General features: G+C 70.9%; 29 protein-coding genes and 1 tRNA gene. 14 read left to right on the top strand and 16 right to left on the bottom strand.

Annotated features, from left to right (window positions below; translation table 11 throughout):
• Window positions 1–46 precede the first annotated feature (46 nt).
• Entirely contained in the window at window positions 47–2,215 is a 2,169-nt protein-coding gene (locus EO776_RS03735; protein ID WP_100050415.1) for a glycoside hydrolase family 15 protein, read from the top strand.
• Window positions 2,216–2,643: 428 nt separating this feature from the next.
• On the opposite strand, the gene EO776_RS03730 is transcribed toward EO776_RS03735, so the two are convergent.
• The 4 genes from EO776_RS03730 to EO776_RS03715 form a co-directional block, all read right to left on the bottom strand.
• Window positions 2,644–2,829, bottom strand: coding sequence for a DUF7511 domain-containing protein (locus EO776_RS03730; protein WP_099289029.1), 186 nt, complete (start codon window positions 2,827–2,829; stop codon window positions 2,644–2,646).
• Between the two features lie 73 nt (window positions 2,830–2,902).
• Window positions 2,903–3,721, bottom strand: a complete 819-nt coding sequence (gene hisF, locus EO776_RS03725; RefSeq protein ID WP_099289030.1) for an imidazole glycerol phosphate synthase subunit HisF — start codon at window positions 3,719–3,721, stop codon at window positions 2,903–2,905.
• Between the two features lie 46 nt (window positions 3,722–3,767).
• Window positions 3,768–4,856: a glycosyltransferase gene (locus EO776_RS03720; protein ID WP_099289031.1), complete on the bottom strand. Its 1,089-nt coding sequence runs from the start codon at window positions 4,854–4,856 to the stop codon at window positions 3,768–3,770.
• Window positions 4,857–4,959: 103 nt separating this feature from the next.
• Window positions 4,960–5,232 (bottom strand): MarR family transcriptional regulator, encoded by a 273-nt coding sequence (locus EO776_RS03715; protein ID WP_008004753.1) that lies wholly within the window; start codon window positions 5,230–5,232, stop codon window positions 4,960–4,962.
• Window positions 5,233–5,383: 151 nt separating this feature from the next.
• Here EO776_RS03715 and EO776_RS03710 point away from each other — a divergent pair, with 151 nt between their 5' ends.
• Both EO776_RS03710 and EO776_RS03705 read left to right on the top strand, forming a co-directional pair.
• Entirely contained in the window at window positions 5,384–5,776 is a 393-nt protein-coding gene (locus tag EO776_RS03710; RefSeq protein WP_049932365.1) for a PPOX class F420-dependent oxidoreductase, read from the top strand.
• 133 nt (window positions 5,777–5,909) lie between these two features.
• The gene (locus EO776_RS03705; RefSeq protein ID WP_094580187.1) at window positions 5,910–6,629 is read left to right on the top strand and encodes a class I SAM-dependent methyltransferase; all 720 of its coding nucleotides are present in this window, start codon (window positions 5,910–5,912) and stop codon (window positions 6,627–6,629) included.
• Between the two features lie 85 nt (window positions 6,630–6,714).
• Here EO776_RS03705 and EO776_RS03700 read toward each other — a convergent pair whose 3' ends face one another.
• The gene (locus EO776_RS03700) at window positions 6,715–7,125 is read right to left on the bottom strand and encodes a TRAM domain-containing protein (RefSeq protein ID WP_049932362.1); all 411 of its coding nucleotides are present in this window, start codon (window positions 7,123–7,125) and stop codon (window positions 6,715–6,717) included.
• 115 nt (window positions 7,126–7,240) lie between these two features.
• Window positions 7,241–7,897, bottom strand: coding sequence for a helix-turn-helix domain-containing protein (locus EO776_RS03695; protein WP_049932360.1), 657 nt, complete (start codon window positions 7,895–7,897; stop codon window positions 7,241–7,243).
• A 91-nt stretch (window positions 7,898–7,988) separates the two neighbouring features.
• Between EO776_RS03695 and EO776_RS03690 the strand changes: the two genes are divergently transcribed.
• The 3 genes from EO776_RS03690 to EO776_RS03680 all read left to right on the top strand — a co-directional run bounded on the left by EO776_RS03690 (window position 7,989) and on the right by EO776_RS03680 (window position 11,708).
• Entirely contained in the window at window positions 7,989–9,593 is a 1,605-nt protein-coding gene (locus EO776_RS03690; protein WP_100050414.1) for a cytochrome P450, read from the top strand.
• A 38-nt stretch (window positions 9,594–9,631) separates the two neighbouring features.
• Window positions 9,632–10,735: a bactofilin family protein gene (locus EO776_RS03685; protein ID WP_094521399.1), complete on the top strand. Its 1,104-nt coding sequence runs from the start codon at window positions 9,632–9,634 to the stop codon at window positions 10,733–10,735.
• Window positions 10,736–10,820: 85 nt separating this feature from the next.
• A complete protein-coding gene (locus EO776_RS03680; protein WP_100050413.1) occupies window positions 10,821–11,708 on the top strand; it encodes a dihydrodipicolinate synthase family protein in 888 nt (295 codons plus the stop codon).
• A gap of 54 nt (window positions 11,709–11,762) precedes the next feature.
• Here the strand turns inward: EO776_RS03680 and EO776_RS03675 are convergent, their stop codons facing one another.
• Complete coding sequence (locus EO776_RS03675; RefSeq protein ID WP_094521397.1) at window positions 11,763–12,557, bottom strand: YkgJ family cysteine cluster protein; 795 nt, start codon at window positions 12,555–12,557, stop codon at window positions 11,763–11,765.
• Between the two features lie 117 nt (window positions 12,558–12,674).
• Between EO776_RS03675 and EO776_RS03670 the strand changes: the two genes are divergently transcribed.
• Window positions 12,675–13,118, top strand: a complete 444-nt coding sequence (locus EO776_RS03670; RefSeq protein ID WP_049932494.1) for a DUF5788 family protein — start codon at window positions 12,675–12,677, stop codon at window positions 13,116–13,118.
• 38 nt (window positions 13,119–13,156) lie between these two features.
• Here the strand turns inward: EO776_RS03670 and EO776_RS03665 are convergent, their stop codons facing one another.
• The 5 genes from EO776_RS03665 to EO776_RS03645 are packed head-to-tail and all read right to left on the bottom strand — an operon-like array spanning window position 13,157 to window position 17,558.
• Entirely contained in the window at window positions 13,157–13,627 is a 471-nt protein-coding gene (locus tag EO776_RS03665) for a Rieske (2Fe-2S) protein (protein WP_049932353.1), read from the bottom strand.
• Between the two features lie 56 nt (window positions 13,628–13,683).
• Complete coding sequence (locus EO776_RS03660; RefSeq protein ID WP_049932352.1) at window positions 13,684–14,622, bottom strand: aminotransferase class IV; 939 nt, start codon at window positions 14,620–14,622, stop codon at window positions 13,684–13,686.
• Complete coding sequence (locus tag EO776_RS03655) at window positions 14,615–15,286, bottom strand: anthranilate synthase component II (RefSeq protein ID WP_246041495.1); 672 nt, start codon at window positions 15,284–15,286, stop codon at window positions 14,615–14,617. Before EO776_RS03655 ends, EO776_RS03660 begins: the two co-directional genes overlap by 8 nt.
• Window positions 15,283–16,944, bottom strand: coding sequence for an anthranilate synthase component I family protein (locus tag EO776_RS03650; protein ID WP_100050418.1), 1,662 nt, complete (start codon window positions 16,942–16,944; stop codon window positions 15,283–15,285). The genes EO776_RS03655 and EO776_RS03650 overlap by 4 nt, the downstream gene beginning before the upstream one ends.
• Window positions 16,945–17,003: 59 nt before the next feature.
• On the bottom strand, window positions 17,004–17,558 hold the full coding sequence (locus EO776_RS03645; RefSeq protein WP_094580182.1) for a helix-hairpin-helix domain-containing protein: 555 nt from the start codon (window positions 17,556–17,558) through the stop codon (window positions 17,004–17,006).
• Between the two features lie 98 nt (window positions 17,559–17,656).
• Between EO776_RS03645 and EO776_RS03640 the strand changes: the two genes are divergently transcribed.
• Window positions 17,657–18,115, top strand: coding sequence for a hypothetical protein (locus EO776_RS03640; RefSeq protein ID WP_049932345.1), 459 nt, complete (start codon window positions 17,657–17,659; stop codon window positions 18,113–18,115).
• A gap of 52 nt (window positions 18,116–18,167) precedes the next feature.
• On the opposite strand, the gene EO776_RS03635 is transcribed toward EO776_RS03640, so the two are convergent.
• On the bottom strand, window positions 18,168–18,656 hold the full coding sequence (locus EO776_RS03635) for a hypothetical protein (protein WP_100050412.1): 489 nt from the start codon (window positions 18,654–18,656) through the stop codon (window positions 18,168–18,170).
• 148 nt (window positions 18,657–18,804) lie between these two features.
• Here EO776_RS03635 and EO776_RS03630 point away from each other — a divergent pair, with 148 nt between their 5' ends.
• Window positions 18,805–19,230, top strand: a complete 426-nt coding sequence (locus tag EO776_RS03630; RefSeq protein WP_086217014.1) for an arsenate-mycothiol transferase ArsC — start codon at window positions 18,805–18,807, stop codon at window positions 19,228–19,230.
• 151 nt (window positions 19,231–19,381) lie between these two features.
• On the opposite strand, the gene EO776_RS18865 is transcribed toward EO776_RS03630, so the two are convergent.
• Both EO776_RS18865 and EO776_RS03625 read right to left on the bottom strand, forming a co-directional pair.
• Window positions 19,382–19,532, bottom strand: a tRNA-Gln gene (locus tag EO776_RS18865).
• Between the two features lie 67 nt (window positions 19,533–19,599).
• Window positions 19,600–20,190 carry an AsnC family transcriptional regulator gene (locus EO776_RS03625; RefSeq protein ID WP_089307979.1) on the bottom strand — a complete coding sequence of 197 codons (591 nt, stop codon included), beginning with the start codon at window positions 20,188–20,190 and terminating at the stop codon, window positions 19,600–19,602.
• A gap of 156 nt (window positions 20,191–20,346) precedes the next feature.
• On the opposite strand from EO776_RS03625, the gene EO776_RS03620 reads away from it, so the two are divergent.
• The 3 genes from EO776_RS03620 (at window position 20,347) to EO776_RS03610 (ending at window position 22,143) form a co-directional block, all read left to right on the top strand.
• A complete protein-coding gene (locus EO776_RS03620) occupies window positions 20,347–20,541 on the top strand; it encodes a heavy-metal-associated domain-containing protein (RefSeq protein ID WP_094521394.1) in 195 nt (64 codons plus the stop codon).
• A 75-nt stretch (window positions 20,542–20,616) separates the two neighbouring features.
• Window positions 20,617–21,591 (top strand): NAD-dependent epimerase/dehydratase family protein, encoded by a 975-nt coding sequence (locus EO776_RS03615; RefSeq protein WP_094521393.1) that lies wholly within the window; start codon window positions 20,617–20,619, stop codon window positions 21,589–21,591.
• Between the two features lie 201 nt (window positions 21,592–21,792).
• On the top strand, window positions 21,793–22,143 hold the full coding sequence (locus tag EO776_RS03610) for a hypothetical protein (RefSeq protein ID WP_094521392.1): 351 nt from the start codon (window positions 21,793–21,795) through the stop codon (window positions 22,141–22,143).
• Between the two features lie 28 nt (window positions 22,144–22,171).
• Here the strand turns inward: EO776_RS03610 and EO776_RS03605 are convergent, their stop codons facing one another.
• Entirely contained in the window at window positions 22,172–23,158 is a 987-nt protein-coding gene (locus tag EO776_RS03605; protein ID WP_094521391.1) for a coiled-coil domain-containing protein, read from the bottom strand.
• A 377-nt stretch (window positions 23,159–23,535) separates the two neighbouring features.
• Between EO776_RS03605 and EO776_RS03600 the strand changes: the two genes are divergently transcribed.
• Window positions 23,536–24,756: a DUF7504 family protein gene (locus EO776_RS03600; RefSeq protein ID WP_094521390.1), complete on the top strand. Its 1,221-nt coding sequence runs from the start codon at window positions 23,536–23,538 to the stop codon at window positions 24,754–24,756.
• Window positions 24,757–24,809: 53 nt separating this feature from the next.
• Window positions 24,810–25,928 (top strand): DUF5305 domain-containing protein, encoded by a 1,119-nt coding sequence (locus tag EO776_RS03595; RefSeq protein ID WP_094521389.1) that lies wholly within the window; start codon window positions 24,810–24,812, stop codon window positions 25,926–25,928.
• Window positions 25,929–25,973 lie beyond the last annotated feature (45 nt).

Here is a 25,973-nt window from a genome sequence, read left to right as displayed (position 1 = left end):
TAATTACACCAAAGCTTCATACGCAGCGGCGGCGTGTGTTCGCGTAATGCAGCTTCGCGACGCGCTCGACGACTACAAGCGCCACGCCGGCGACGGGACGCGCTTCCCCGGCGAGCGGCGCACCGTCTCCGGCCGGTTTTCGGGCGGGGACGGTCGACTCGTCCACGTCGGCGACGACGGCGAACTCCGCGACTTCGGCTACCCGCTGACCGGTCGGACCGGGCTCGTTCGGTCCCGGATCGGGCTCGCCGTCGGCGACGAGGTCACGTGGCTCGACGAGGCCGACACGACGCAGCGGTACGTCGGCGACACCGCGCTGGTCGAGACGGTCCACGAGACGCCGCGCGCGACGGTCACCCGCCACGACGTGACGCTCGGCGACGCGCACCTCACGCGGGCCGCGGTCGAGTTCGACGGCGCGAGCAGCGGGGACGACGGCGCGGAAGACGGGGGCGACGACGGGGCCGCCGTCGACCCCGCGGACGCGTCACTCGTCGTCTACGCCCGCTTCGCGCCGGACGGCCGCGACGACCGCGTGGGGCAGCTCCGCTACGACGACGCCGTCGAGGTGTACCACGCCGACGAGCACGACTTCCTCGCGAGCGCGACCGGCTTCGCCGACCTCCGCGGCCAGCTCCCGACCACGTTCCCCGAGCTGCTCGCCGACGACCCCACCGAGCTCCCGCGCGACCGCGACGGCGACCGGTACGAAGAGGAGCGCCTCTCCGGCGAGGTGATCGCCGACGTGCCGTTCGACGACGGGGTCGCGACGGTCGCCACGCTCCTGACCGACGGCGCGGAGACCGACCGCGAGGCAGCCCGCGAGCGCCTCGACGCGCTGTTCGCCGACCACGACGACGTCGACGCGCTCGCGGACGCGGCCGCGGACGCGCTCCCAGCCGTCCCCGAGTCGGCTCCCGCCCGCGAGTCGGTCGTCGCGGACCTCCGGGTCCTCTCGCTGCTCTCCGCGCCGTCCGGGCTCCGGATCGCGGGCCCCGACTTCGACCCGTACTACGAGCACTCCGGCGGCTACGGCTACACGTGGTTCCGCGACGACGCGGAGATATCCGGCTTCCTGCTCGGGGCCGCCGACGCGGTCGACCTCGACCTCGACGACTGGCACGCGCGGTCCGCCGAAATGTACGTCGCCACCCAACGGCCCGACGGCTCGTGGCCCCACCGAGTGTGGCCCCGCGACGGCGCGCTCGCCCCCGGGTGGGCGAACGCGCGCATCGAGGACGGGCCGGACGTCGACTACCAAGCAGACCAGACGGGCAGCGTCGTCGCGTACCTCGCGCGGGCCCGCGAGGCGGGGGTCGACGTCGAGGGGCTCGACTCGACCCTCGTCGCCGCGCTCGCTGGGCTCGACCGCACGCTCGAACCGGACGGCCGCCCGGTCGTCTGTCAGAACGCGTGGGAGGACTCCGCGGGCCGGTTCGCCCACACCGCCGCGACGTTCCTCGAGGCGTACAGCGAGCTCGGCCGCCACGGCGAGGGGCTCGCGGTCGACGCGCTCGACGACCCCGACGCCGTCCCCGGCGCGGCGTCGCTCCCGGACGACCTCGCCGCGCACGCCCGCGACCGGGCCCGCGAGGTGTACGACGCGCTCGACGACCTCTGGGTCCCCGAACGCGGCTGCTACGCTGTCCGCGAGACGCTCGACGGCGGGATCGACGATCGGCTCGACTCGGCGACGCTCGGACTCGCGGCCGCGCACCGCTCCTTCGACGCGCTCGGCGCGGCGGGCGACGGGTCCGGAGCCGGCGGCGCGGTCGACGAGGAGCGCCTCGACCGACTGGTCTCACACGTCGAGACGGTCGTTGACGGCCTCTCCCACGAGACCGACGACATCGCCGGCCTGATCCGGTACGAGGGCGACGGCTGGCGGCGGGCCGACCAGCTCTCGGAGAAGGTGTGGACGGTCTCGACGGCGTGGGGGGCGAACGCCTGCGCGGAGCTCGCCGCGCTGCTCGCGGCGCGAGACGACCCGCGCGCCGCCGAGATGGCGGCCCGGGCCCGCGACCTGCTCGCGCACGTCTCGCCCGGCGGAACGCTGTGCGAGCCGACGACGTACCTCCCCGAGCAGTACTTCGACGACGGGACGGCCGACAGCGCGACGCCGCTCGGCTGGCCGCACGCGATCCGGCTGGCGACGGTCGCGCTGCTCGACGACGAACTGCCGCAGTTCGCCGACGCCGCGACCGCGGACGACTGACCGAACCCCGACGACTATTCACACACCAAATCCGCGGAGCGGCGCGCGCCTCCGAGCGGCCGCCACCGGCGGCCGCGAGGTGCGCGTGCGAGGGAGTCGGGCACGACGTGGGCGACCGGAGGGAGCCCGCGGAACGCGCCCGACGAGGCTGGGGAGGCGTGAGGTGCGGTCGCTGTGCGGGTGGGACTCAAAGGGGCAGCCGCGGGACGGGCGCAGGCGACGTAAGTACCATAACGAGCGAACGAAGTGAGCGACCGAGGAGCGTGGTTCGAGACGCCCCCGGCGTCCCGTCATCACGAAAGGCGCGAAGCGCCTTTCGAACGACAGCGAGCGTGCGCCCGCCCCGCGGCTGGGGCTTTGGAGGTATCCGTGACCGCTCCGCTAGCACCGATTCATAAATACACGCCGAAGCCGCTGCCAAACAGATATTATCGCCACTCGTCGCGGGGAACGCAGTCGGACTCGCGGACCGTGATCCACCGGGTGGTCCGCTCGTCCGGGTCGACGTCCCGCTCGAAGAACGTCACCTCGCCGCCGCCGTCGCCGTCGGTCCGTTTACAGACGAGCTCGGGCGACTCGTCGCGAACACGCGCGGATGACGTGGACGTGGACATACGTCACGATTGATCCCCGGTCGGATAATAACTGTTGGTTTCAGTCGGTGAGTAATAGAAACTACAAAAGTAGTTAGCGCCGCACCGGGACGCCGCGATCGTCGAGGTACGCCTTCGTCTCCTCGATCGAGTAGTCACCGAAGTGGAAGATGGAGGCCGCGAGGCCGGCATCGGCGTCCGCCTCGGTGAACACGTCGTACATGTCCTCGGGACTGCCGCAGCCGGAGGAGGCGATGAGCGGCGTCGACACGGCCTCGCCGACCGCCTTCATCAGGGGGACGTCGTAGCCGTCCTTCGTGCCGTCCTTGTCGATGGAGTTGACGAACAGCTCGCCCGCGCCGCGCTCCTCGGCCTCCTTCGCCCACGAGACGGCGTCGATCCCGGTTCCCTCGCGGCCGCCCTTCTTCGTACACTCGAACCACACCGTCTCCCCGTCCTCGTCCTCGTAGAAGTGCTCGCCGGCGTCGTCGTACCGCCGCCGCGCGTCGACGGAGATGACGATACACTGGCTGCCGAACGCGGCCGCGCCCTCCTCGATGAGCGCCGGGCGCTCCAATGCGCCGGTCGTGATCGAGACCTTGTCCGCGCCCGCCCGGAGCGTCTCCTTGATGTCCGCCTTGGTGCGGATACCGCCGCCGACCGTCAGCGGGATGAAACACTCGTCTGCGACCCGGTTCACCACGTCGAGCATCGTCTCGCGCCCCTCGGCGCTGGCGGTGATGTCGAGGAAGACGAACTCGTCGGCGCCCGCCTCGTTGTACTTCTTCGCCAGTTCGACGGGGTCGCCGGTGTACTCCAGGTTCTCGAAGTTGACCCCGGTGTACACCGCGGCGTCGCCGTCCTCGTCGAGGTCGACGTCGATACAGGGGATGATACGCTTCGTGAGTCCCATTCGTTGTCGGTTCGTTGACCGCGCCCTCGGTTAAAATGCGCGGGGCTCACTCGGCGTCGTCGATCGCGGCCCGCTCGTCGCCGTCCTCCGCTCCTTCCGTTTCGCCGCGGTCCCGCTCCGCCCGCCGGTCGTACTTCGCGACGGCGCGGTCGGCCCGCGTCGAGATGCCGTTCGGGTTCCGGGCGGGGCCGCGGTCCCGGCGCCGCGCGACCAGCCCGTCGGAGGTCCCGCCGGCGAGGCCTAAGAGTACGTCGCGCCCGGTCGCGGCCCACCGCGTGGGGGTCGACTCGCCGCGGACCACGTCCTTCGCTGCGGCAACCGCGTCGGCGAGCGCGTGCGACCCGGTCCGGAGGAGGGCCGTCGGGCGGGCGCCGTAGTTCTTCAGCAGCCGATAGGCGAGCCCCCGGTACTTCCAGCCCCACTCGCTCGCGCTGCGTCCGCCGTCCGCCGCGGTCGGGGTCGGGAGCTCCTCCCGCGCGGCGAGTCCCGGCCGCCATGCCACCTCGCGGTCCATGCGGGCGAGCCGGTGCGCGGCGTCGCGCGCGCCGCCGACCCGGAGGTACTCGTCGAAGCCGTCGAGCTCGTCGAGGGCGTCCCGCCGGAACGCGACGTTCCCGCTCTCGAAGTAGGTAACGTTCTGCCCCGCGATCCGGCTACGCTCAGGCGCGCTCCGGTCGCCGGCGTCCGGGACGTCCGGAATGGCCGACCCGGTCTTCGCGGCGTCGGTCCCGCCCCCCGACTCCACCGCGTCCGCCTCGATTCCCGGCTCCGCGGCGCTCGTCCCGCCCGGCGGGATCGGCGTCACCGGCCCGGAGACCACGGGCGCCGCGTCGAGGCCGTCGTCGACCGCGTCGCGCCACCCCGGCTCGATCCGGTTGTCGTAGTCGACCAGCGCGACCGCGTCGCCCGTCGCAACCTCGATGCCGGCGTTGCGGGCGACGTTCACCGTTCGGTCGGAGATCTCGACCAACACGTCGACGTCGTCGCGGTCGCGAACCATGCCGGTCGTGCCGTCGGCCGAGGGCCCGTTGACGACGATCACCTCGGTGTCGGGCGCGTCGGCCGCCAGCGCGTCGAGGCAGGCGGCCAACCGGTCCCGGCCGTTGAGCGTCGGGACGACGACCGAGAGGTCCATACGTCTCGTTATCGGGGCGAGGAGGTAAAAAGGACTGCGTGTGTGTCCGGTCCGCGTCGGCTCCGAACCGATCGCGGGCCGGGGGCAACGGCGCGCGAGCCGCTCAGACGGTCAGGTAGTACACCTGCTTGCGCGCGTCCTTGAAGCTGTACCGCGAGTCGACGAGACCCTCCTCCTCGAGGCGGTTGAGCGCGTAGCGGACGGTGCGGTCGGGCAGCAGCGACTCGTCGGCGAGGCCGCCCTGCGAGAGGGGGGCGTCCCCTTCCAGCACCTTCGCCACGAGCTTCGCGCTCGGGGGGAGCTCGCGCAGGCGGTCGCGGTACTCAGACTCGGACAGGCGGTCTTGGTCAGCGGTCTCCGCGGGACTGGTACTCATGTCTCACACGAATCCCACGGGTAGTGGTAAAGGTTGGCTACATATAGGGGAATCCGCCTGTGATAATATAATGTGTTAATATCACGTCTCACCGGGCTATCATAGACGATCGATCAGGCGAGTTTTCCGGGGGCGGCCCGTCATTCACCCCGTGATCCCCGAGTCTCACGTCGACATCCTCGAAGCCGAGTCGTACGCCCACTTCGCGACCGTCGGGCCGGACGGCCTCCCGCACGTGACGCCGGTGTGGGTCGACCACGAGGACCGCGAGTACGTCCTTGTGAACACCGCCCGCGGGCGGCAGAAGGAGCGGAACGTCCGCGAGAACCCGAAGGTCGGCGTCAGCGTGCTCGACCCCGACGACCCGTACCGGTACGTCTCCGTCCGCGGCGAGGCCAAGCTGACCGAGGAGGGCGCGCGCGAACACATCGACGAGCTCGCGCGTCGGTACTTCGGCGTCGACGAGTACCCCCACCACGACGAGGAGGAGGGCGCGCGAGTCATCGTCAAGATTCCGGCCGAGAACGTCGCCACGAGCGGCTGACGGTCCGGGCTCTCGGCGAACGTTCGAGCGCTCGCCCCGACCGCCGTCGCGTCGAAGCCGACCGACCGCACCGGGGTCGGCGCCGGACCGCATCCAGTACGGTTTTGTCGGTCCGGCGTTCATCACGGACAACGTGAAGGGACAGGACTGGTACCAGGCCGACGAGGTCGCCGAAGAGTACGACGACGTCCGCTTTTCGGGAGGCGGGCGGCTCATCGACCGCCGGGAGAAGGAGGCCGTCCTCGCCGCGTTGGGGCCGATGGATCCGGGCCACCGCGTGCTGGAGGTCGCCTGCGGCACCGGACGGTTCACGACGATGCTCGCCGACCAGGGCGCGGACGTGGTCGGCCTCGACGTCTCCCGCGAGATGCTCGAACAGGCCCGCAAGAAGGTCGCCGCCGCCGGCCACGCCGACGCAGTCGAGTTCCTCCGCGGCGACGCCTCGCGGCTCCCGTTCCCGGACGACCACTTCGACACGGTCGTCGCAATGCGCTTCTTCCACCTGATGGACGACCCGGTCCCGTTCGCGGAGGAACTGCGCCGGGTCAGCCGCGATCAGGTGTTCTTCGACACGTTCAACAGCCGCAGCCTGCGGACGCTGTACACCTGGCTGCTCCCGATGGGCTCGCGGCTCTACTCGGAGCGACAGGTGGCCGCGATGCTCGGCGAGGCGGGTCTCACGCTCGCGAACGAGGAACACGACTTCGTGTTGCCGTACGGCTTCTACCGCGAACTCCCCGGCCCGGTCGCGAGGCCGTTCCGGGTCCTCGACGAGCTCGCGGGCGACACGATTCCGGGCGACTACGTCGCCTCGGTGTCGTACTGGGACGCTCGGGTGACGGACGAGGAGTGAGCGCGACGCGCCAGGCCTGTCCCGTCGACGACACCGCGGCCTGCCGTCTCGTTTTCACCGGGGCACTTCCCCGCTTCGCCGCCGGTCAGCCGGCCTCTTCGACGACCTCGCCGACGGCGAAGTTGGACTTCACTTCCGTCACTTCGATCTTCACGCGCTCGCCCACCTCGGTGTCGGGGACGATGATCACGTACCCCCGCTCGACGCGGGCGATCCCGTCGCCCTGCTTGCCGAGGTCCTCGATCTCGACGTACCGCATCTCACCCGGCTCGACCGGGGGCTGCGGCCCGTCGTCCGCTTGCGAGGCGGTCTCGTCGGCGTCGCCAGCCGACGCCTCGGTCCCGTCGCGGGCGACGAGCGCGACGCGGTACGTCTCGCCGGGCTCCAGCGATCCGGCGTCGATCTCTCGGTTCGGGACGTCGACGACGTACTCGCCGTCGTCCGTTTCGCGAACTTCCGCGCTGAACAGACAGAGGAGCTTCTCGGAGATTTCCATAGTAGACTCCATCGAAGGCTAGTCGCGGGCCAGTATAGTTGTACCGCCGACACAGTCAGGCCGGATCGACCCGCGTCGCGATCGGGACCGGATATACCCGTCGCGCGTCGCGACGCTACTCCCACCGGCCAACAAACGCGTCGACCAGCGCCGCCTCGGCCTTCCGGAGGTGTGCGCCCGCGGTCGACGGCGAGCAGTCGATGGCCGCCGCGACGTCCTCCACAGATCCGGTCCGCGGGACCTCGTAGTAGCCGACGCGGTTCGCGGCCCGCAGCGCCTCCCGCTGGCGTTCCGTGAGTCGCACCCCGGCCAGCCGTCGCCCGCCCCCGTACGACCCGATGCGATCGACCTCGACGGTTATCCGGTCTGGCACGGCCGCGAGCGCGTCGCGCAGCTGCTCCGGCGGGCCGACCAGTCCGAACGACAGCCGGCCCGCCGGCCGGAACACGACGGGCGGGACCGAGAGGAACTCGGTGTCGACGAACGCGTCGAGGAACGTCTCCGTCGGCCCGCCCAGCCGCTCGTACGCCTTGAGGTAGAAGGGTGGCTCGCCGGGAGACGTCTCGAACCGCTCGATCGCGGCGATATCCCGCAGCCGGTCGAGGTACCGCTCGCGCGGGGCCGCGACCCGGAACAGCGTCGCGAGCGTCTCGTCGGGCAGCCGCCGCCACGTCACCAGCTCGCTCCGCCGGTCGTCGCCGCCGTCGAGGAAGTCGTGCATCGGGTGTCTGACTCCCGGCGGAAACTCGAAGTCGACGTGGACGTAGCGCATGGGTCACTCACGCGGTGCCGGTCGCTTCCTGTTAAAATACACGGACAGATGCGTGCCAAGACTCAGTCCGCCGCGCCGCGGATCGATCCGTATGGGCGAGCAGCCGACGCGAGTCGACGACGCCGAACCGCCGCCGAGACGCGCCGCCGACGACGCTGGTCGTTCGACCGATCGCGGCGCCGACGGCTCCAGCCCCGCGACCGATCGCGGCGCCGACGGCTCCGGTCCGTTGCCCGAGCGCGGCGCCGGCGCCGAACCCGACGCGCCGCGTCCGCCGGCGCCCGGGGGGCTTCCGCTGCTCGGAAACGTCCACGAACTGGCGAGCGACGCGCTCGGCTTCTACGGGCGCCGCGCCGCGGCCCACGGCGGCGTCGTCCGGTACGACGTGTTCGGGACGGAGAGCTACCTCGTCACCGATCCCACGGCCGTCCGCCGAGTGCTCGTCGACGACCACGACCGGTACGAGAAGGGCGAGATGCCCCGATCCCGGCTCGGCGGGCTCCTCGGCGACGGCCTGTTCCTCGCGGAGGACGATGACTGGCGGGAGCAGCGGACGACCGTACGCTCCGCGTTCTTCCGCGAGCGGGTGGCCGAGTACGGCGACGCGATGGTCGACCACGCGCGCCGCGCGGCGGCGCAGTGGGACGACGGCGAAGTCGTCGACGTCCACGCCGCGGCGACAGACTACGCGTTCGCCGTCCTCGCCGAGAGCCTGCTCGGGAGCGACGTCGAACGGGAGCGCGAGACCGTGCGGGCGGCCGCCGAGAGCGTCACCGAGCGGTTCGACACCGGGCGGATGACCTCGTTCCTCCCGGAATGGGTGCCGACCCCGGCGAACCGTCGGTACCGGCGGCGGATCGGGGCGCTCCGGTCGACGATCCGAACGCTCGTCGCCGAGCGCCGCGCGGCCGGCCCGCCCGCCGACCCGGGCGCCGCGGACTACCTCCTCGGCACGCTCGTCGCGGCCGCGGAGCTCGGGGCGATGGACGACGACCGGCTCGTCGACAACGCTGTGACGTTCCTGTTCGCCGGCCACGAGACGAGCGCGCTCGGGCTCACGTACGCGCTCTATTGTCTCGCCGACAGACCCGAATTTCAGGAGCGGGTCCGGCGCGAGGTCGCGGCGCTCGACGGCGACCCCCGCCCCGCCGACCTCGGGGCGTGCCCGGCGTTGACCGCGGCCGTCGACGAGGCGCTCCGGCTGTATCCGCCCGTCCACACCTTCTTCCGAGAGCCGACCGAGGCGGTGAGGCTCGGGGGGTACCGCGTCCCCGCGGGGGTCGTCGTGACGCTCTCGCCGTGGGCGGTCCACCGCGACGGGCGGTGGTGGGACGACCCGACCGCGTACCGCCCCGAGCGCTGGCTGCGCGACGGGGCGGCGGGACCCGCCGACGGCGACGAGGCGGGAGGGCCCGTCCACGGCGACGAGGCTCCCGGTCCGGCGGTCGGTGAGCGCCCCGAGTACGCGTACTTCCCGTTCGGGGGCGGCCCGCGACACTGTATCGGGATGCGCTTCGCGAGACAGGAGCTCCGACTCGCGACCGCGACGCTGCTCCGGCGGCTGCGGCTGGAGCCGGTGACGACCGACCTCTCGGTGCGGGCGAGCGTGAACACGCGACCGGACGGACCGGTCCGCGTCCGCGTTCGCACGCTGGAGGAACCGCTCGACGCGAACGAGCCGTCCGATACCAGTTGACAAATACACATATGTACTTCGACAGAGATTCCTCGCGTATGGTCCGCTCAGACAGCAGCACGCGCCGTCGGATCGCCCTCGTCCTCGCGGCGGTGGCGCTCCTCTCGCCGCTCGCGACGGGAGTCGCGGCGGCCCAGTCGGTACAGAGCCCCTCCGGGTCAGTCGTCATCGCCGAGGGCGAGACGGTCGACGGCGTCGAGACCGTGGCCGCGACGATCGTCGTGCGCGGCACCGTCGAGGGGGACGTCTCCGGCGCGGCCGGGTCGATCCGGATCGCCGAGACGGGCCGCGTCGGCGGGAACGTTCAGGCCGCCGCCGGGACCGTCGTCGTCGAGGGGACGGTCGGCGGCGACGCAGAGGTCGGGGCCGGCTCCTTCGAGTTGACGGAGTCCGGGCGGATCGACGGCTCGCTCGACGTCGGCGCGGGCTCGATAACGGTCGACGGGGCGGTTGGCGGCGACGTCCGTGCGGGCGCCGACTCGGTCGTCCTCGGTCCGAACGCGGCCGTCGACGGCGAGTTCCGGTACGACGCCGAGACGTTCACCCGGAGTCCGGACGCGTCGGTCGCCGGCGGCGTCGTGGAGGACCCGAGCCTCGGCGACGGCGGCGGGAGCGGGATCGCCGGCGGCGGTGACCTCCTGCCCTCGTGGGTCGGCACCGTCTACGGCGCCGTCGCCAACCTCGTACTGGGTGTGGTCCTCCTGTTCGCGTTCCCTCGATTCTCTCGGGCAGTCGGAGACCGCGTCGGCACCGACCCGCTCGTCAGCGGCGGGGTCGGGCTCCTCGCGCTCGTCGTCGCCCCGGTCGCCCTCCTGCTCCTCGCGATCACGATCGTCGGGCTCCCGCTGGCGCTCGTCGGCTTCGCGGCCTACGGCGTCGCGATCTGGGTCGGGTCCGTCTACGGACAGTACGCCCTCGGCTCGTTGATCCTCGGCCGGCTCGGCAGCCCGAGCCGGTGGCTCGCCCTGCTCGTCGGCGTCGTCGCGGTCGCGCTGATCGGGCTCGTTCCGTGGGTCGGCGGGATCGCGGAGTTGCTCGTCCTACTCCTTGGGCTCGGCTCGCTCGGGCTCGGACTGTACGACGGGTACCGCGGTCGCGACCGCGGAACCGACCCCGATCCGGGGGCAGTGAGCGTCGACTGACGGCGCGGTCCAGGTCGCGCTTTCGACGCCGACGCTCCCCTCCGTGGCGGCAAGGACTTTTTCTCACCCCGTCGAACCGGGGCGCATGGACGAGATGGACCTCCCGCGCGCCGCCGTGTCGCCCCCGATCGTCACGCCGTTCGACGCCGATGCCCTCGCGAACCACGTCGACGCGCTCGTCGAGGCCGGGCTCGACGGGATGGTCCCCTGCGGGACGACGGGCGAGTTCGCCAGCCTCTCCGACGGCGAGCGCCGGACCGTGGTCGAGGCGGTCGTCGACGCGGCCGACGGCCGAGTCCCGGTGATCGCCGGCGCGGCCGACACCGCGGTCTCCCGGGTCCGCGACCACCTGTCGGCCGCCGCGGCGGCCGGGGCCGACGCGGGGCTCGTCACCCTCCCGTACTACCACGCGTCGACCGAACCGGCGGGCCAGCGGGCGTTCCTCGAGGCCGTCGTCGACGACGCCCCGCTCCCGGTGCTCCTGTACGACATCCCGGCGACGGTCGGCGAGTCGATCGACCTCGACGCCCTCGCCGGCCTGGCGCGTCGCGAGTCGGTCGTCGGCATGAAGGACACGACCGGCGACCTCACCGACCTCGAAGCGAAGGTCGCCGCGACGCCGGACTCCTTCGCCGTGTTCCAGGGCGTCGACGCGCAGCTCTACCCGAGCGCGAGCATCGGCGTCGACGGCGGAATACACGCCCTCTCGCAGGTGATCCCGGAGGTATTCGTCGCGCTCGCCGAGGCGATCCGCGACGGGGACGACGACCGCGCGCTTGCGTGCCATCGCCGCGCGGTCGCACCGCTTTTCGCCCGCTGCGCCGACCACGGCTTCGCGCCGGCGACGAAGGTCGCGGCCGCGCACCGCGGGTTCGTCCCCGACCCCCGCGTCCGGCCGCCGCTCACGCTCCCGGACGAGGCCGAGCGCGAGCAGATCCGCGCGGACGTGGACGCGGCGCTGGACGTGGTCTGAGAACGCTGCGGACGGGCCCTCCGAACGACCGCGCCCGCGACCGCACCTCGCCCGCTACCCGTCGCCGATCAGTGTCCCGTCGGCCGCCTTCGGCCCCTCGGAGTCGAAGACGACGACATCGCCGTCGGTCCGCTTGCGGGCGGTCGGGTCGTAGCCGTCGCGGACGCCGATTGCCTCCTCCAGTTCGCGCACCGCGCGCTCTTTCAATGCGGCGGCCAGCTCCTCGGCGTCATCGCGGGAGATGTCGCGGCCGAGCCCCTCGCACTCGTGGGCGCGGACGACGCCCGCCTCGTCGACGGCCTCGCCCATCGGCTGGCTCGTCCCGTCGAGGGCGACGCTGAACGGGTAGGTCCGGCAGATCAGCGGCCGGGCGTCGTGGACCGTACACGCGCCCTCGCCGTCCGACTCCTCGTAGAAGGTACAGTCGCCGCAGCCGTCGGTCGCGAGCGCCCACTCGAACGTCTCGCCGCGCGGCTCGCCGTCGGCGTCCGGTTCCAGCCCGAACGGCATCGGTCGGGCCACGTCGCGCCAGTCGTACGCCTCGCCGGGCTCCGCTTCGGCGGCGTCGGCGACCCGGCGGACCTCGTCCGGGAAGACGGTCGCGGTGTGGGGCTCGCGGTCGCCGTCGTCGTCGTGACAGCCCGACTCGGAACCGGCACCGTCGTGACAGCCCGACTCGGTCTCGTCGACTCCCTCACCCGCGGGCGCACCGCCCGGCTCGTCGGGGGCGTAGCCGGTACAGCAGCCGCCACAGCGCGTACACTCGAAGCCGATGGACTCGATGGCGTCCGCGAGATCGCCGACGTCGAGGTCGCGGGCGGCAGCGAGTTCGGCTTCGAGCGATTCCATACGCCCCCGTTGCGACGCCTCGCGGTTAACCTCGTCCCTTCCGATCACCGGGGCGCCTCGGTGGCAGGCGCGCTCCGGGCGAAGGAGCGAAGTGCGGCCGCTGCCTACTGAGGGGGCGTGAAGGAGTACGAGCGAAAACAGCTCCTAGAACGAGTCAACCGGGAGTCCTCGACGGTCGGCGTCGAAATCCCGGAGTCGATCGAGATCCAGGGCGAGGCGATCGACCTCCGGTCGTTCGTCTTCGAGATCAAGCGCCGCGACTCGATTCCGCCCGGCGAGCGCGACCGCGTCGACCGCGCGAAGCGGAACCTCCGTCGCGAGCGCCTCGACCGGCTCGAACCGATCGAGGAGAACGAGGTGAGCTACGAGGAGGGCGAGGCGCTGGCGTCGTCGATCATCGGGATCGACCGCGCGCTGGAGGCGCTGGAGGGGCTCGACGCCCCCGATCCGGAGACGGAAGCGAAGCGGCAGGAGGCCGCGGACCGGAAGCGCTGGATGAACTTCCTGAAGAAGGCGCTCGGCCGCGACGACGCCGGCGGCGGCGGTCGGACGCGCTTCTGATCGGGGCGCGGCGGCGGCGGCGCTCGCCGGCCGAGGGCTCAGTTCCCGGTGAAGTCGATCCGCGAGCCGCTACCGTCGCCCTTCCCGGCCGAGGGGCCGAGCCGGACGAACTCGTAGGCGTCGTCGTCGAGGTACACCGCGTCGTCCGCCACCGCGACGCCCACCGACTCGAGGACGGCCCCCTCGCAGGGCCCGAAGTTACAGTAGCCGCCGTCGGCCTCGAACGTGGCCCCGTGCTTCTGGCAGAACACCTCGCCGTTGCGCACGAAGGCCCCGTCGTCCTTGTCGAGGCGCACGTCCGTCCAGTGCTGGCAGTAGTTCCGGAACGCGCGCACCTCGCCCGCGGCCCGGGTGAGGACCGCCTCGACCTCCGGCGCGCCGTCCTCGCCTTCGCCGAGGTCGCCCTCGCCCTCGTCGACCGCCTCGGAGTCGACAGGGCGCAGCGTCGCGAGCAGCGTGCTCTCCTCCGGGACCTCCTCGACGCCGGCGATCCGGCGGCTCTCGTCCATGTCCGTGGGAGGCCGGCGACCGGCTTGAACGTTGCGCGTTCCCCGGCCGCCGCCCGTCACAGCCGCTCACCGTCGTAGTACCGCTCTTCGACGCGCCGGTCGAACAGCCGCGAGAGGAGCGTCGTGAGCGGGCCGGCGACCCCCTCGCCGTCGCCGTCGACCGCGATGCCGTCGACGGTCGCCACGGGGCGGACCTCCCACGTGGAGTTCGTGAGGAAGGCCTCGTCGGCTTCGCGGACCGCGTCCGGCGCGTACGTCCCCTCCTCGACCGGGATCCCCTCCGACTCCGCGAGTTCGATCACCGTCGTCCGGGTGACGCCGGGCAGGATCGGTCCGTCCAGCGAGGGCGTCTTGAGCGCTGTCCCGTCGGCGAAGAAGAGGTTCGCGGTCGCGCCCTCCGCGACGTTGCCGTCGGGGTCGAGCATGAGCGCCTCGTCCGCGCCGGTGACGCGGAGTTCGAGCCGGGCCAAGATTCCGTTGAGATAGTTGTGCGTCTTCGCCGCGGCCGGGAGCGCGCGGCTCGCGGGCTTGCGCGTCTTGGTCGTCTGGAGCGCGGCGGGCCCGCCGTGGACCGGATCGCTCCCGACGCCGCCCCGGGGGAGCGGCTTCGCGATGACGACCACGGTCGGGTCGACCTCGGGCCGCGGGTCGAGCGTGCCGGGCTGCGTCCCGCGCGTGATCGAGAGCCTGACGTAGGCGTCCGCGAGGTCGTTCGCGGCGAGCGTCTCGTCGACGCGGCGTTTCAGCTCCGCGTCGGTGATCCCGTGGTCGAGCTTCAGCGTCTCGCAGGTGTCGGCGAGCCGGGCAGCGTGCGCGTCCCACCGGAAGACATCGCCGCCGTACGCGCGCATCGTCTCGAAGGCGGCGTCCCCGTAGGCGAACCCGCGGTCCTCCACCGAGACGGTCGCCTCCGCGGCCGGGACGAGGTCGCCGTCGACGTGGTACAGTCGCTCGCCGTCGCCGGTCGCCGCCGAGCGGTCGGTGTCGTCACTCATGCTCTTCGCACACCTCCACGAAGTTCCGGACCATGCGCTTCCCGCGCGGCGTGAGGATGCTCTCGGGGTGGAACTGGACGCCGACGTGCGGCTTCTCGCGGTGGCGCACGCCCATCACGACCTCGCGCTCCTCGTCGGTTCGCGCGGTCTCGACCAGCTCGTCCGGAAGGGCCTCGCGCTCGACGGAGAGCGAGTGGTACCGCCCGACGCGGAGCCGGTCGGGAAGGCCGGCGAAGACGCCCTCGCCGTCGTGGGTTATCGTCGAGGGCTTCCCGTGGACGACCTCCGGCGCGTGGCCGACCCGACTCCCCCGGCTCGCGCACAGCGCCTGGTGGCCGAGACAGACGCCGAACACCGGGCGGTCGAGCGCGAAGACGGCCGTCGAGACGCCCGCCTCAGCCGGGATTCCCGGCCCGGGCGAGACGACGACGCCGTCCGGGTCGAGCGCGCGGATCCCCGCGAGGTCGACCGCGTCGTTGCGGCGCACCGTCACCGCGCCGGCGACCTCGCCGACGTACTGGACGAGGTTGTACGCGAACGAGTCGTAGTTGTCGACGACGAGCACCCGCGCGTCGGCGTCGCCAGCGCCGGGACGCCAGCCGGCTCCCGCCGCCGCGGGCTCCGAATCGGGCCCAGCGCCCGTCTCGGCCTCGTCCACCGTCATCGCTCCGCCACCCCCTCAGCGGGTTCGTCGACCGCCATCTCGCCGGCGACGAGCGCCTCGTCGACCGCGCTCACCAGCGCCCAAGCCTTCGCGAGCGTCTCCTCGTACTCGGCGTCCGGGTCGGAGTCGTGGACGATCCCGGCCCCGACCCGGAGGTGGTACTCGGCGGCGCGGCGCACGAGCGTCCGGATGACGATGTTCAGCGTCGCGCGCCCGTCGAACCCGGCCGCGAACATCGACCCGGTGTACGGGCCCCGTCGGGTCGGCTCCAGCTCGTCGATGATCTCCATCGTCCGGGGCTTGGGCGCGCCCGTGATCGTCCCGCCGGGGAAGCAGGCCGCGACCGCGTCCGCGAGCCCAACGTCGGGCCGCGCCTCCCCCTCGATCAGGCTCACGAGGTGCATCACCTCGCTGTAGCGGTCGACGCGGCGGTACTCGCTCACCTCGACGGTACCGAACCGCGACACCTTGCCGAGGTCGTTGCGTTCCAGGTCGACCAGCATCGCGTGTTCGGCGCGCTCCTTCTCGTCGCCGGTCAGTTCGGTCTCCAGCCTGGCGTCCGCCGCCTCCGTCTCCCCGCGGGGGCGCGTCCCCGCGATCGGTTCGGTGACGAGGCGGGCGCCGCGGTCGGGGTCGTCGGTCGGCTCGCGCTCCAAGAGGAGCTCCGGGCTCGCGCTCACGAGGTCGACTCCGCTCGGGCGCTCGCCGAACTCGACCAGCCCGGAGTACGGGGCCGGGTTCACCGTCCGCAGGGCGTCGTACGCGTCGAGCGGGTGGACCGCGGCGGGCGCGGTCAGCCGCTGGGAGACGTTCGCCTGGAACGTGTCGCCCTCGCGGACGTACGCTTTGACCCGGCGGACCGCGTCGGCGTACCCCTCGCGGCCCACGTCGCTCTCGAAGGTCGCGCCGGCCGCGGCCGGGTCGGGCACTGGCCCCGAACTCGGGTCTCCACCCTCAATACGGTCTATCAGCGCCGCCGCCCGCTCGACGCCCCCGTCGAATACCGTGTCGAGCGCGTCGCGGTCGGCGTCGGGGTCGTCGAGTCCTGCCGGGACGCGCGGACAGGCGGTGACTCGGAGCGTGACGGACTCGGAACCGCCGTCGGCGTCGACAGGGCACTCCCACGCCGCGATCCGGTCGAAGAGCGCGGCCTGGAGCCGCGGGAGGCCGCGGTCGTCGACCGCTCCGGGACCGTCGGACGCCGGCGGCGGGAAGTCCTCCAGGTCGCGGGCGGCGTCGTAGGAGAGCCAGCCGAACGCGCCGCACGGGTACGGCACGTCGCAGTCGCCGCGGGCCAGCGTCTCGCCGTCGAGGAGTCCCTCTAGCGCCGTCAGCGAGGGCGACGGGCGCCGGTAGTCGCCGGTGGAGGCCGTCCGCCCGTCGCCGCCCGACCCCTTCCCCTCGCCGCTCGCGGTCGCGACGACCGCCTCGTCGGAGACGGTCAGCCGCTCGACCGGGTCGACGCCGAAGTAGCCCCATCCGGACTGGCCGCCGGTCGTCTCGTAGAAGACGCTGCCGGGGCCGCGCCGCGCCCGGCGGTAGGCCGCGAAGGGGTCGTCGACGTCGACCCGGAGTTCGACCGGGACCCGGGCGCCGTCCGGCGCCGCGGCCGCGACCGCGCGGAACCGGCCCCGGTCGGTGCGTACCGTTCGGTTCATGCGACTCTCTTCGACGGTGGCGGTGAAACAGTTGCGGTCGACCGGACTCGTCCCGGCCGTCAGAACTCGCTCGCGCGGTCGATCCACGTCGCGGCGCGCTTCTCGCCGACGCTCGTCCCCTCGGCCACGGCGGCCGCGTCCGCCGCGGCGAGATCGTCTATCGTCTCGATCCCGATCCCGGCGAGGCGCTCGGCGTACGCCGGGCCGATGCCCTTGATCTCCTCGACGCTCGGCCCGCGGTCGTCGTTGTCGACCGCGACTGCGTCCCCCTCGCCGGCCGCGGCCTCCGCCTGTTCGGCCGCCTCGTCGGTCGCGGTCTCATCGGGCTCGGACGCCTCGCCGTCGACGAGCGACCCGGTCGAGGCGGCGGCCTCCGTCTCGGCGGCGACCGGTTCCGCGTCGGCCTCGGCGTCTCCGTCGTCGGCGTCGGTCGCCGCGGGGTCGCCCTCGTCCGCGGCGGCCGCCGACTCGCTCCCGGCGGCCGGCTCCGTAGCCGTCGCGTCAGCGGCCGGTTCCGACTCCCGCTCGACGGTCACTTCTGTCTCGCCGGACTCCCGCTCGCTCGAACCGCTCCCGAAGCCGAGCTTCTCTTTGAGCTTCTGAAGTAGGGCCATTGCCCGCGGCTACACGTGCGAGATATTTAAAAACCGTCGCCGGGATCCGGTCGTCCCGTCTCGCGTGTTTATAAGTGGGATCGGGCCGTTCCGGCGGTATGGACGTTCTCAACCCCGTGATGTGGTCGGTCCACGTCGGCTTTGCCGTCCTCTGGGTCGGCAGCGTGCTGTTCGTCACCCTCGCGATTCTCCCCGCCGCGCTCCGGGGCGACATCGGCACGACCGCGCTCGGTTCGGTCGTCGGTCGGCTGCGCTGGATCACGCGGATCGGCGCCCTCGCGTTCGTCCTCACCGGCGGTCACATGGCGGGGACGCTGTACACCTTCGAGGGGCTGACGGGAACGCCCCGCGGCCACCTCGTGTTGACGATGCTCGGCCTGTGGTTCGTCGGCACCGGCCTCGTCGAGGTCGCCGGCTCGAAGCTGGCCGACGGGCTCGACGTCGACAAGCTCCGCGAGCCCGCCCGCGACGCCAAGCCGTTCCTCTACGGCGCGTCCGCCGTCTCCGTCGGGCTCATCGTCACGGCGGGGCTGCTCGCCAGCCCGGGACTGTTCTGAGGAGCGCGAGCGGCGGCGGTCGCTGACGGATGTCCGCGCCGCACCGGCCGGGCTACGCCTCGAAGAGCCGCTCGGCGTCGTCCGCCTGTCGGCGGTAGATCCCGCGCCCCTTCAGCCGCGGCACCTCGTGGCGGTGGAGCCGCTCCGCCGCCGTGTCGTACACGAGCGGGAAGACGTTCGTCCGCCCCCTCGCGACCGTGAACCCGGACATCGCCCCGAGGAGCGACGCGTCGGGGCCCGGCGTCGCGAACGTCACGTAGCCGATCGGGGTGGCCGACTCGCCGCCGTCAGCGCGTTCGGGTCGGGCGTCGATCCGGTCGACGAGCACGTCGCGGAACGCCGACGCGGTGTCGACGAGCGTCTCCGCGTCCGTCTCGTCCGCCTCGACGAGCGCCGCGAACACCGCCACGTCGCCGAGCGTGTCGTCCGTCTCGCGAGTCTCCCACAGGTGGTCGAGTCCGTCTACGTCCGCGTCGACCGCCTCGAAGCCGTGTCGGCGGCGGTTCGCGGCGACCGTCTCCCGGTAGGTTGGGATGTCCATAGGTCGTCCACGATCCGCATGGTAAAAAATGACACAGGTAGCTCCGGACCGGAAGACGTCCGCGAGACCCGGCGTCTTCCGCGTCGGGTATATACCACTCTATATCCCTCTTAGAAACCCTTAATCGGGCGTGACGGGACGCGCAGGTGTGAGCGAAGACGACGTCGCCACGTTCGGGTTCGTCTGTGTACAGAACGCCGGTCGTAGCCAGATGTCGGCCGTGTTCGCCGAACGCGAGCGCCGCGAGCGCGACCTCGGCGACCGCGTGGAGGTCGTCACCGGCGGGACCCACCCCGCGGACGAGGTCCACCCCGAGGTCGTGGCGGCGATGGCGGAGGTGGACATCGACCTTTCCGACCGCGTCCCCCGCGAGGTCTCGACCGCGGAGCTCGACGCGTGCGACGTGGTCGCGACGATGGGCTGTTCGACGCTGACGCTCCCGGACGGCGTCGAGGGGCGCGACTGGGCGCTCGACGACCCGCACGGGCAGGATATCGATCGTGTCCGGGATATCCGCGACGAGGTCGAGGGGCGCGTGCGCGACCTCTTCGATGAGTTCTTTGGCGAGGAGTAGGCGGCTCCGGCCGCGTATCCGTGCGACTCGGGGGTTTCTCTCGCCGCAGGATAGTCCCGGGCGGATTCGAACCGCGAGGACTCGCTTCGCTCGTCCTCTGGGCTCGAATCAATTCGGACACCTGCGGCTCGCGGAGTTGCTCGCCGCAGGATAGTCCCGGGCGGATTCGAACCGCCGTCAATGGCTGACTTCGGGCATCCGACGGGCGTTCTTGATGGAACACCCGACAGCCGCGCGTGAGCCGCAGACGCGGACGGATTCCCTCCAAAGGCCATTATGATTGGCCACTACACCACGGGACTTCGTATTCGGCTAACCGACGGGCACTCAAGTACGTTACTCTCCGCGACGAGACTGGGACGGCCCCGGCTACGCCCCCTCCTCGATCCGGTCGAACCGCTCCGCGAAGTTCTCGCGACAGGAGCCGCAACAGAAGTGGTACAGCGTCCCGTCGATCCGGGCCGACTCCCCCTCGGCGGTGACGGTGTTGCCGCACTCGACGCACTCGACCGCGAGGTCCGCGTCGCCGACCGCGGGCGACCACTCGTGGGCGTCAAGCAGCCGCACCGACAGGTCGCGCACGGCCGCCAGTCCGACCGCGTCGTCGACGAGGTCACGAGCGGTCCCCTCCTCGACGCGCGCGACGACCGTCACCTCGCCGTCTGCGGTGAGGAACGCGTGCTCGACGCGCTCGTGGCTCGCGACCGCCGCGTGAACGCGCTCGGCGTCCGCGGGCGCGACAGCGAGCGTCGCGAGGACCCGCAGCCCGTCGGAGAGCGCGTCACCGTCGATCCGAAGCGTGAATCCCTCGATGACGCCCACCTCGCGTAGTCGGTCGACCCGGTCCGACACCGCGGGCGCGGAGAGGTCCACGCGCTCGGCGATATCGCTGTACGGGCGCCGCGCGTCGGCCAGCAGCAACCGGATGATCTCCCGGTCCGTCTCGTCGAGCGTTCGCATGGGCGAGCGTTCGCCCGGCGCGGGCAAAAGGCGTCCGGGAGGGGCGGGCGGTCGCGGGACCCGGTCGGCGTCGGGAACACGGGACGGTGGCGGGGAAACCGGTCGGCGTCGGGGGCGACGGAAAGGCAGTTGTGCCCGGGACGCGAACGGGCGTCCATGACGACGATAGACATCGACGGGATGTCGTGTACCGGCTGCGAGGACAACGTGACCGGCGCGCTCGGCGAGCTGCCGGGCGTCGAGTCCGCGAGCGCGGACCACGAGGCGGGCACCGCGACCGTGAAGGGCGACGTGGACGTGGACGCGGTCGTGGCCGCCATCGAGGACGCCGGCTACGAGGCGTCGGCGTAGGAGACCCGACGTGCGGACGGAGCACCGCACACCCCGAACCGCCGACTTTTTTCGCCCGAGCGCGCTCGCCGAGACATGGACAGCGTACTCGTCACCGGGGGCGCGGGCGGCGTCGGCGCGTGGACGGTCGACGCGCTCGCCGACGCGGGCCGCGAGGTCGTCGCCGTCGACCGCGAAGCCCCGCCGACTGAGGAGCGCCGGGACGGCGTCGACTACGTGGCGGCGGACCTCACCGACTACGGCGAGACGCGACAGGTGGTCGACGCGGCCGCGCCCGACGCGGTCGTCCACCTCGCCGCGATCCCGCACCCCGAGGACCACGCCGGGTCGCGCGTGTTCGCGAACAACGTCGAGAGCGCGTACAACGTCTTCGACGCCGCCGGGGCCGCGGGCGCGCGGATCGTCTGGGCGTCGAGCGAGAGCTGCTACGGCACGGTCTTCGCGGCGGACGACTGGCTGCCCGACCGCCTCCCGATCGACGAGGAGACGCCGACCCAGCCCGAGGACCCGTACGGCCTCTCGAAGGTCGTCGGCGAGGAGGTGGCCGCCGCGGCGGCCCGCCGACACGGCGTCCCCGCCGTCTCGCTGCGCCTCTCGTGGGTCACGTTCCCGGGCGACGAGCGGCGCCGCGAGGCGCGCGAGACGTTCGACCCCGCGACCGCGGCCCCGAGCGGGAACTGCTGGTCGTGCGTCGACGTGCGCGACGTGGTCGCGGCGGTCGAGGCCGCGATCGACCCCGAAACAGCGGTCGACGGCCACGAGGCGGTGCTGATCGTCGTCGCGGAGAACTTCCTCGGTCGCGACACCGCGGCGACGATCGAGGCGGTCCGCGGCGAACTCCCCGCGGAGTGCGACCTCGACGGCGACGAGTCGATTTTCGACTGCTCGAAGGCGAAGCGCCTGCTCGGGTGGGAACCGGGCCACTCGTGGCGCGGTAGCGTCGCGATCGGCGGCGAACCGCCCTCTCGCCCGAGGCTCGCGGCCGGACGTACCGGAGCCGTTCCCGCGGCCGACGCGGCTCGAACGGACACGCATATTTATATATTTTGAAACTAGGTATGAAACGTTACCATGTCGCGGCGCACGGGCCGGACGGGCCGCTCTCAGAGCGAACGGGGACCTGGGCACGGTGGAGACGGACGTGAACGCAGCAGATATCGGGGCGAAAGAGAGGGGCCCCGGCGGTCTGAGCGGTCACAGCGATCCGTCGGCTCTCGACGGCTCGGAGGCGCGAGGCGGAGCCTCCTCTCAGTGTCGGGGATCGCGCTACTGACAGCGACGAAGGCGACTGACGCGGCCACGACCGCGGTCGGGCTCGCGTACGTCCCCGGGATCTACGAGGCGAACACCGCGGCGGCGTTCCTGTTCCGTCGGATGGGAGTCGCCGACGGACTGCTCGTTACGTCGTTCTGCGTCGTCGTCGCGATCGCGTTGGTCACCGAAGTCGCCTCTATCGCCGTGTGCGCGCGGCGGGCGGACGCTCACCTCGCATCGGTGGTGCGGTTGGTCGGGTACGGGATCCCCTCGGCGCTGTTCGCGGCGGTATCGGTGTACAACGTGACACAGCTGGTGGCCGGTATCGAAGCCGCTGTGCCGCTGTGAGGGACGAGAGCCGCGGCCGCGACGGTTGTCAGTCGCGGTCGGGAGCCCGAGACGGCTGACCGTCGGTCCGAAGCGTCGCTTTGGAGAACGGGTTCCAGAGCGTCGCCTCTTCAACGTCCCAGAACTCCTCGTCGCATGAGGGACACGAGGGTTCCGACAGCATCGACAGATCGACTGCCATGCCGCAGTTCTCGCACTGTCCCGAGTCGATCCCTTTACGAATCGCCTGCTTTCGAAGAGCTTCGAGCGCCTCGCGGTCCTGTTCGGTTGCGGAAACCGAGTCGATGGCGTCTTCGAGGGCCTCGATCCGATCGTCGAAGCCCTGAACGGCATCGAGGACCCGCTCGAACAGCGCCTCGATCTGGTCAAACTCCCCGTCTATCCACGCCTCGAACTCGTCCTGTGTCGCCTCGACGTCTTCGAGGCTCGCTTCGACGTCGTCGATCCGGCTTTCCACGTCAACGTCCGACTGTTCCACCCGGGACTCGAGCGATTGGATCTCGCTGTGAAGCCGGGTGACGTCGTCGGAGAGCCGGTCGGTGAACTCCTCCTGGCGAGACCGCTGCTGTTCGACATCGAGCGAGAGGTCGGCCATCTGCCGTCTGAGCTCCGCGACCCGCCTCGCGAGTTCCATCTCCGTCGAGCTGAGATCGTCACGGGGGTCGAGGTCGTCCGGGTCGAGCGGTTCCGATGTCTCGGAGTCCGGGAACTCCGACATCTTGGAGTCCGGGAATTCCGATGTCTCGTCCCCGTCGGTCCCCGAACGTCCGTCGTCCGCGCCGTTCTCATTGCGGAGCGCCTCTTCTCTGCGATCGCCGGCGCGATCCGAGTTCTCCGGGTCGGAAACGCTGTTAAGCCCGATATCGCCCATCTCATCGAGGGCCCAGAACGCGGAGACCAGCTGATTGAGAAGCTCGTGTTCCGTCATCCCTCGGGACTCGGCGGTGTGTCTCACCCACTGCTGAAAGGTGTCGGCGTCGACCGCCGTGTCGCTTTCGGAGTCCCGAGAACCCATCACAGAGCTATTTAGGGCGTTCCTCCGTTTAAGATTTGGTGTTAGCATCGGCCCGCGTCGAACGAGTTTAATTCGATCTGTGACGAAACGAGTCGCGAGGGGAGAGCGAAGCACCGCCGTGACCGGTCCCGCTTGCTTCGCCTCGCACGGAACCGGTCTGCCGCGTCCGATATTCGGCAGGTGCCGATGCTTTTATAACATGAAACTACTAAGCTCATAAACGGTATCGAGATGTCACTACGCAGGGGCCGTCTCTCCGCGTCGGTCGCCCCCGTCCTCCGACCGCGGCTCGCTCCTCGGTCAGAGGGGGAGAGCGACTCTCGGCACACGTCGGCGGTGAGCGACTGGCTCCGGCTTGTTCGGGCGCGTTGGCGGCGATGACCGAGTCCGACGACTCAGACGGTGAGCGCTCCCAGAGCCGGGGCGACCGTGCGAGCCGGTTCGACGATATTGCCGCCGAGTTCACCGACAAGTTCGGGACGCAAGCGTCCGAGAGCTCCGAATCGCGTCCCCGGGACGAGTCCCTTGATGACGACAGCCCTCCCACTGACCGGGCGAGCGATCCGGATTCCGGGACCGACGACTGGGAGTGGGTCGGCAACGACGGGGACGAGGACACGGCCAAACAGAACTCGCCGGAAGTCCCCGAGAGCGGCGTTCCGGAGCGGTCGGGGGAAAACGGTTGGCTGTGGAACGACTCGGAGGCAGAAAGCCGTCCAACGGAAGCCGAGGCGACCGACTCCGGGCCGACAGATGACGACCCGCCGGTGAGAGACGGAGCGCCCGACCGCGGTCCAACCGGAGACGACGCGGAGCGAACCGCGTCCGATGCGGGAGCGGAGCGGAGTACAGACGGCCGGAGAGAAGAAGACGACGGTCGGATCTGGGATAGGGGGTCACCGACGGAGAGCCCCGCTACGTCCACCGAGACGACCGCGCCTGCGCCGGGCGGGGACCCGACGGCCAACTTCTCTGCCGCCGAGCCTGCGGGCTCGGCCGGATCCGAGCCCGCCGGAGACGAAGCGGCGCTTTCCGACTTGGTAGAATTTACCCCGGGGACGAACGTTCTGATCCAGTCGGAGTCGCGGTCGGAGCGGACCCGACGCGGTTGTCGCGAACTGCTGTTCGTCGATAAGTCCGATCACGCCCCGTACGTCCTGCTCATCCGTTATCAGCCGATGGATGGGGAGCGGCTGCGACGCATCGCCGCGGAGGGGTATCGAACGCACGTCGTCTCCGTTGGGTACGCGCAGTCGGTCCCGCCGGCGGTCGACGAGACGGTCGAAGTCACGCAGATCAACAACCCGAATGATATCACGCGGCTGGGGATCACCGTCTCGCGGATCACGCAGGGGTGGTCGGGAGGCAACCGTGGGATCCGCGTCTGCTACGACTCGCTGAACGTCCTCCTCAACTACAGAGACGTTAAGAACGCGTTTCGGTTCCTCCACGTGTTCCTCAGTACGTTCACCAAGACGGACGCGCTCGCGCACTTTCACGCCGATCCGCTCGAAGGGGACCCACAGTCGATCAACACGCTAAAACCGCTGTTCGACGAAGTCATCTCGATCGACTCGACCGGGACGTACGCGGAGTAGATGATAGTGGCACCACCAGACACGCGACGGGAACCGCCAGTTGGGGCAGCCTCGTGAGTGACCTCGATCGGTCGCTACAAGTTCGTGCGTTCCTCGAAAGCTGGTCCGGCGTCTTCCTCGCCGTGCTTCTCGTTCTCGCCGCGGTCGGCGGGTGGTGGAGCTATCAGGTCCACGCGACGCAGGACATCGAGCGGGAGGAGGTCGTCGTCGAACAGTGGAGCGAGTCGACGACGTACGAACACAGCGCGGTGATCACGAACGACTCCCTCGTGTTCGAGGAGGGCGAACGGGTGCGAAACCGACCGGTGTACTACGTGAACCTCACCAGAGAGCTTGACGTGACGTACGCGTACGAACACACGGCCGAGACTGGGTCGGTGAACGTCACCACTGACGTCCGACTCCAGTACCGGGGCGTCGAGGGGGACACGGTGCTGTGGCAGTACGCCGAGCCGCTGGCGAGCGGCCGGGACGAAGGGGTCACAAACGAGGAGAATCACACCGTCGAGGCGGCCGTAGAGATCGAGTCCGTGTTCGAACGGATCCGTACGATCGAACAACAGCTCGGCGCCGCCGGAACCATCGAGATCCGGATCGTCGCGGCGTCGTCCGTCGAGGGGACGCTGGCGGGCCAGCCGGTGAGCGAGACCTACGAGAGTACGATGCCGATGACGGTCAACCCGCAGACCTTCCGCGTGCTGGAGATGAACACCGTCGACGAATCCGGCCAGCGAACGGAGACGGTCGAGCAGCCCGTCGATCCGGGAACGACCGAGGCGGTCGGATCGATACTGCTCGTTCTCCTCGGAGTCGGCGGCGCCGCCGGAATGTTGTTCGCTCAACGGAGCGGGTACGCCACCGTCTCTCCCGAGGAACGTGAGATTCTGGAGATCCGACAGCAGGAACAGGAGTTCTCCGAGTGGATAACCCGCGGTACGTTCCCGTCGGAACGCGACTACGAGGCGACGATCCTCGTCGACGACCTAGAGGGGTTAGTCGACGTCGCGATAGACACTAACAAGCGCGTCATCAAAGACGAGCAGCTCGGAGTGAGTTCGGTCCTCGACGGCGACTTCGCGTATCTCTACGTCCGACCGGACTCCCCGGCGAGCGACTGGCTAGTCAACTACGCCGACATGACGATGGACGAGTTCGACCGATTCGACGACTAACCGGCTTCGAGTCGGAAAGCGAGGGCACCCGTCTAGGTAAGCGAC

This window comes from Halorubrum ezzemoulense, assembly GCF_004126515.1.
Taxonomy (GTDB): Archaea; Halobacteriota; Halobacteria; order Halobacteriales; family Haloferacaceae; genus Halorubrum; species Halorubrum ezzemoulense.
The sequence above is the reverse complement of the archived record's forward strand: the minus strand, read 5'-3'. Positions and strand labels throughout refer to the sequence as shown.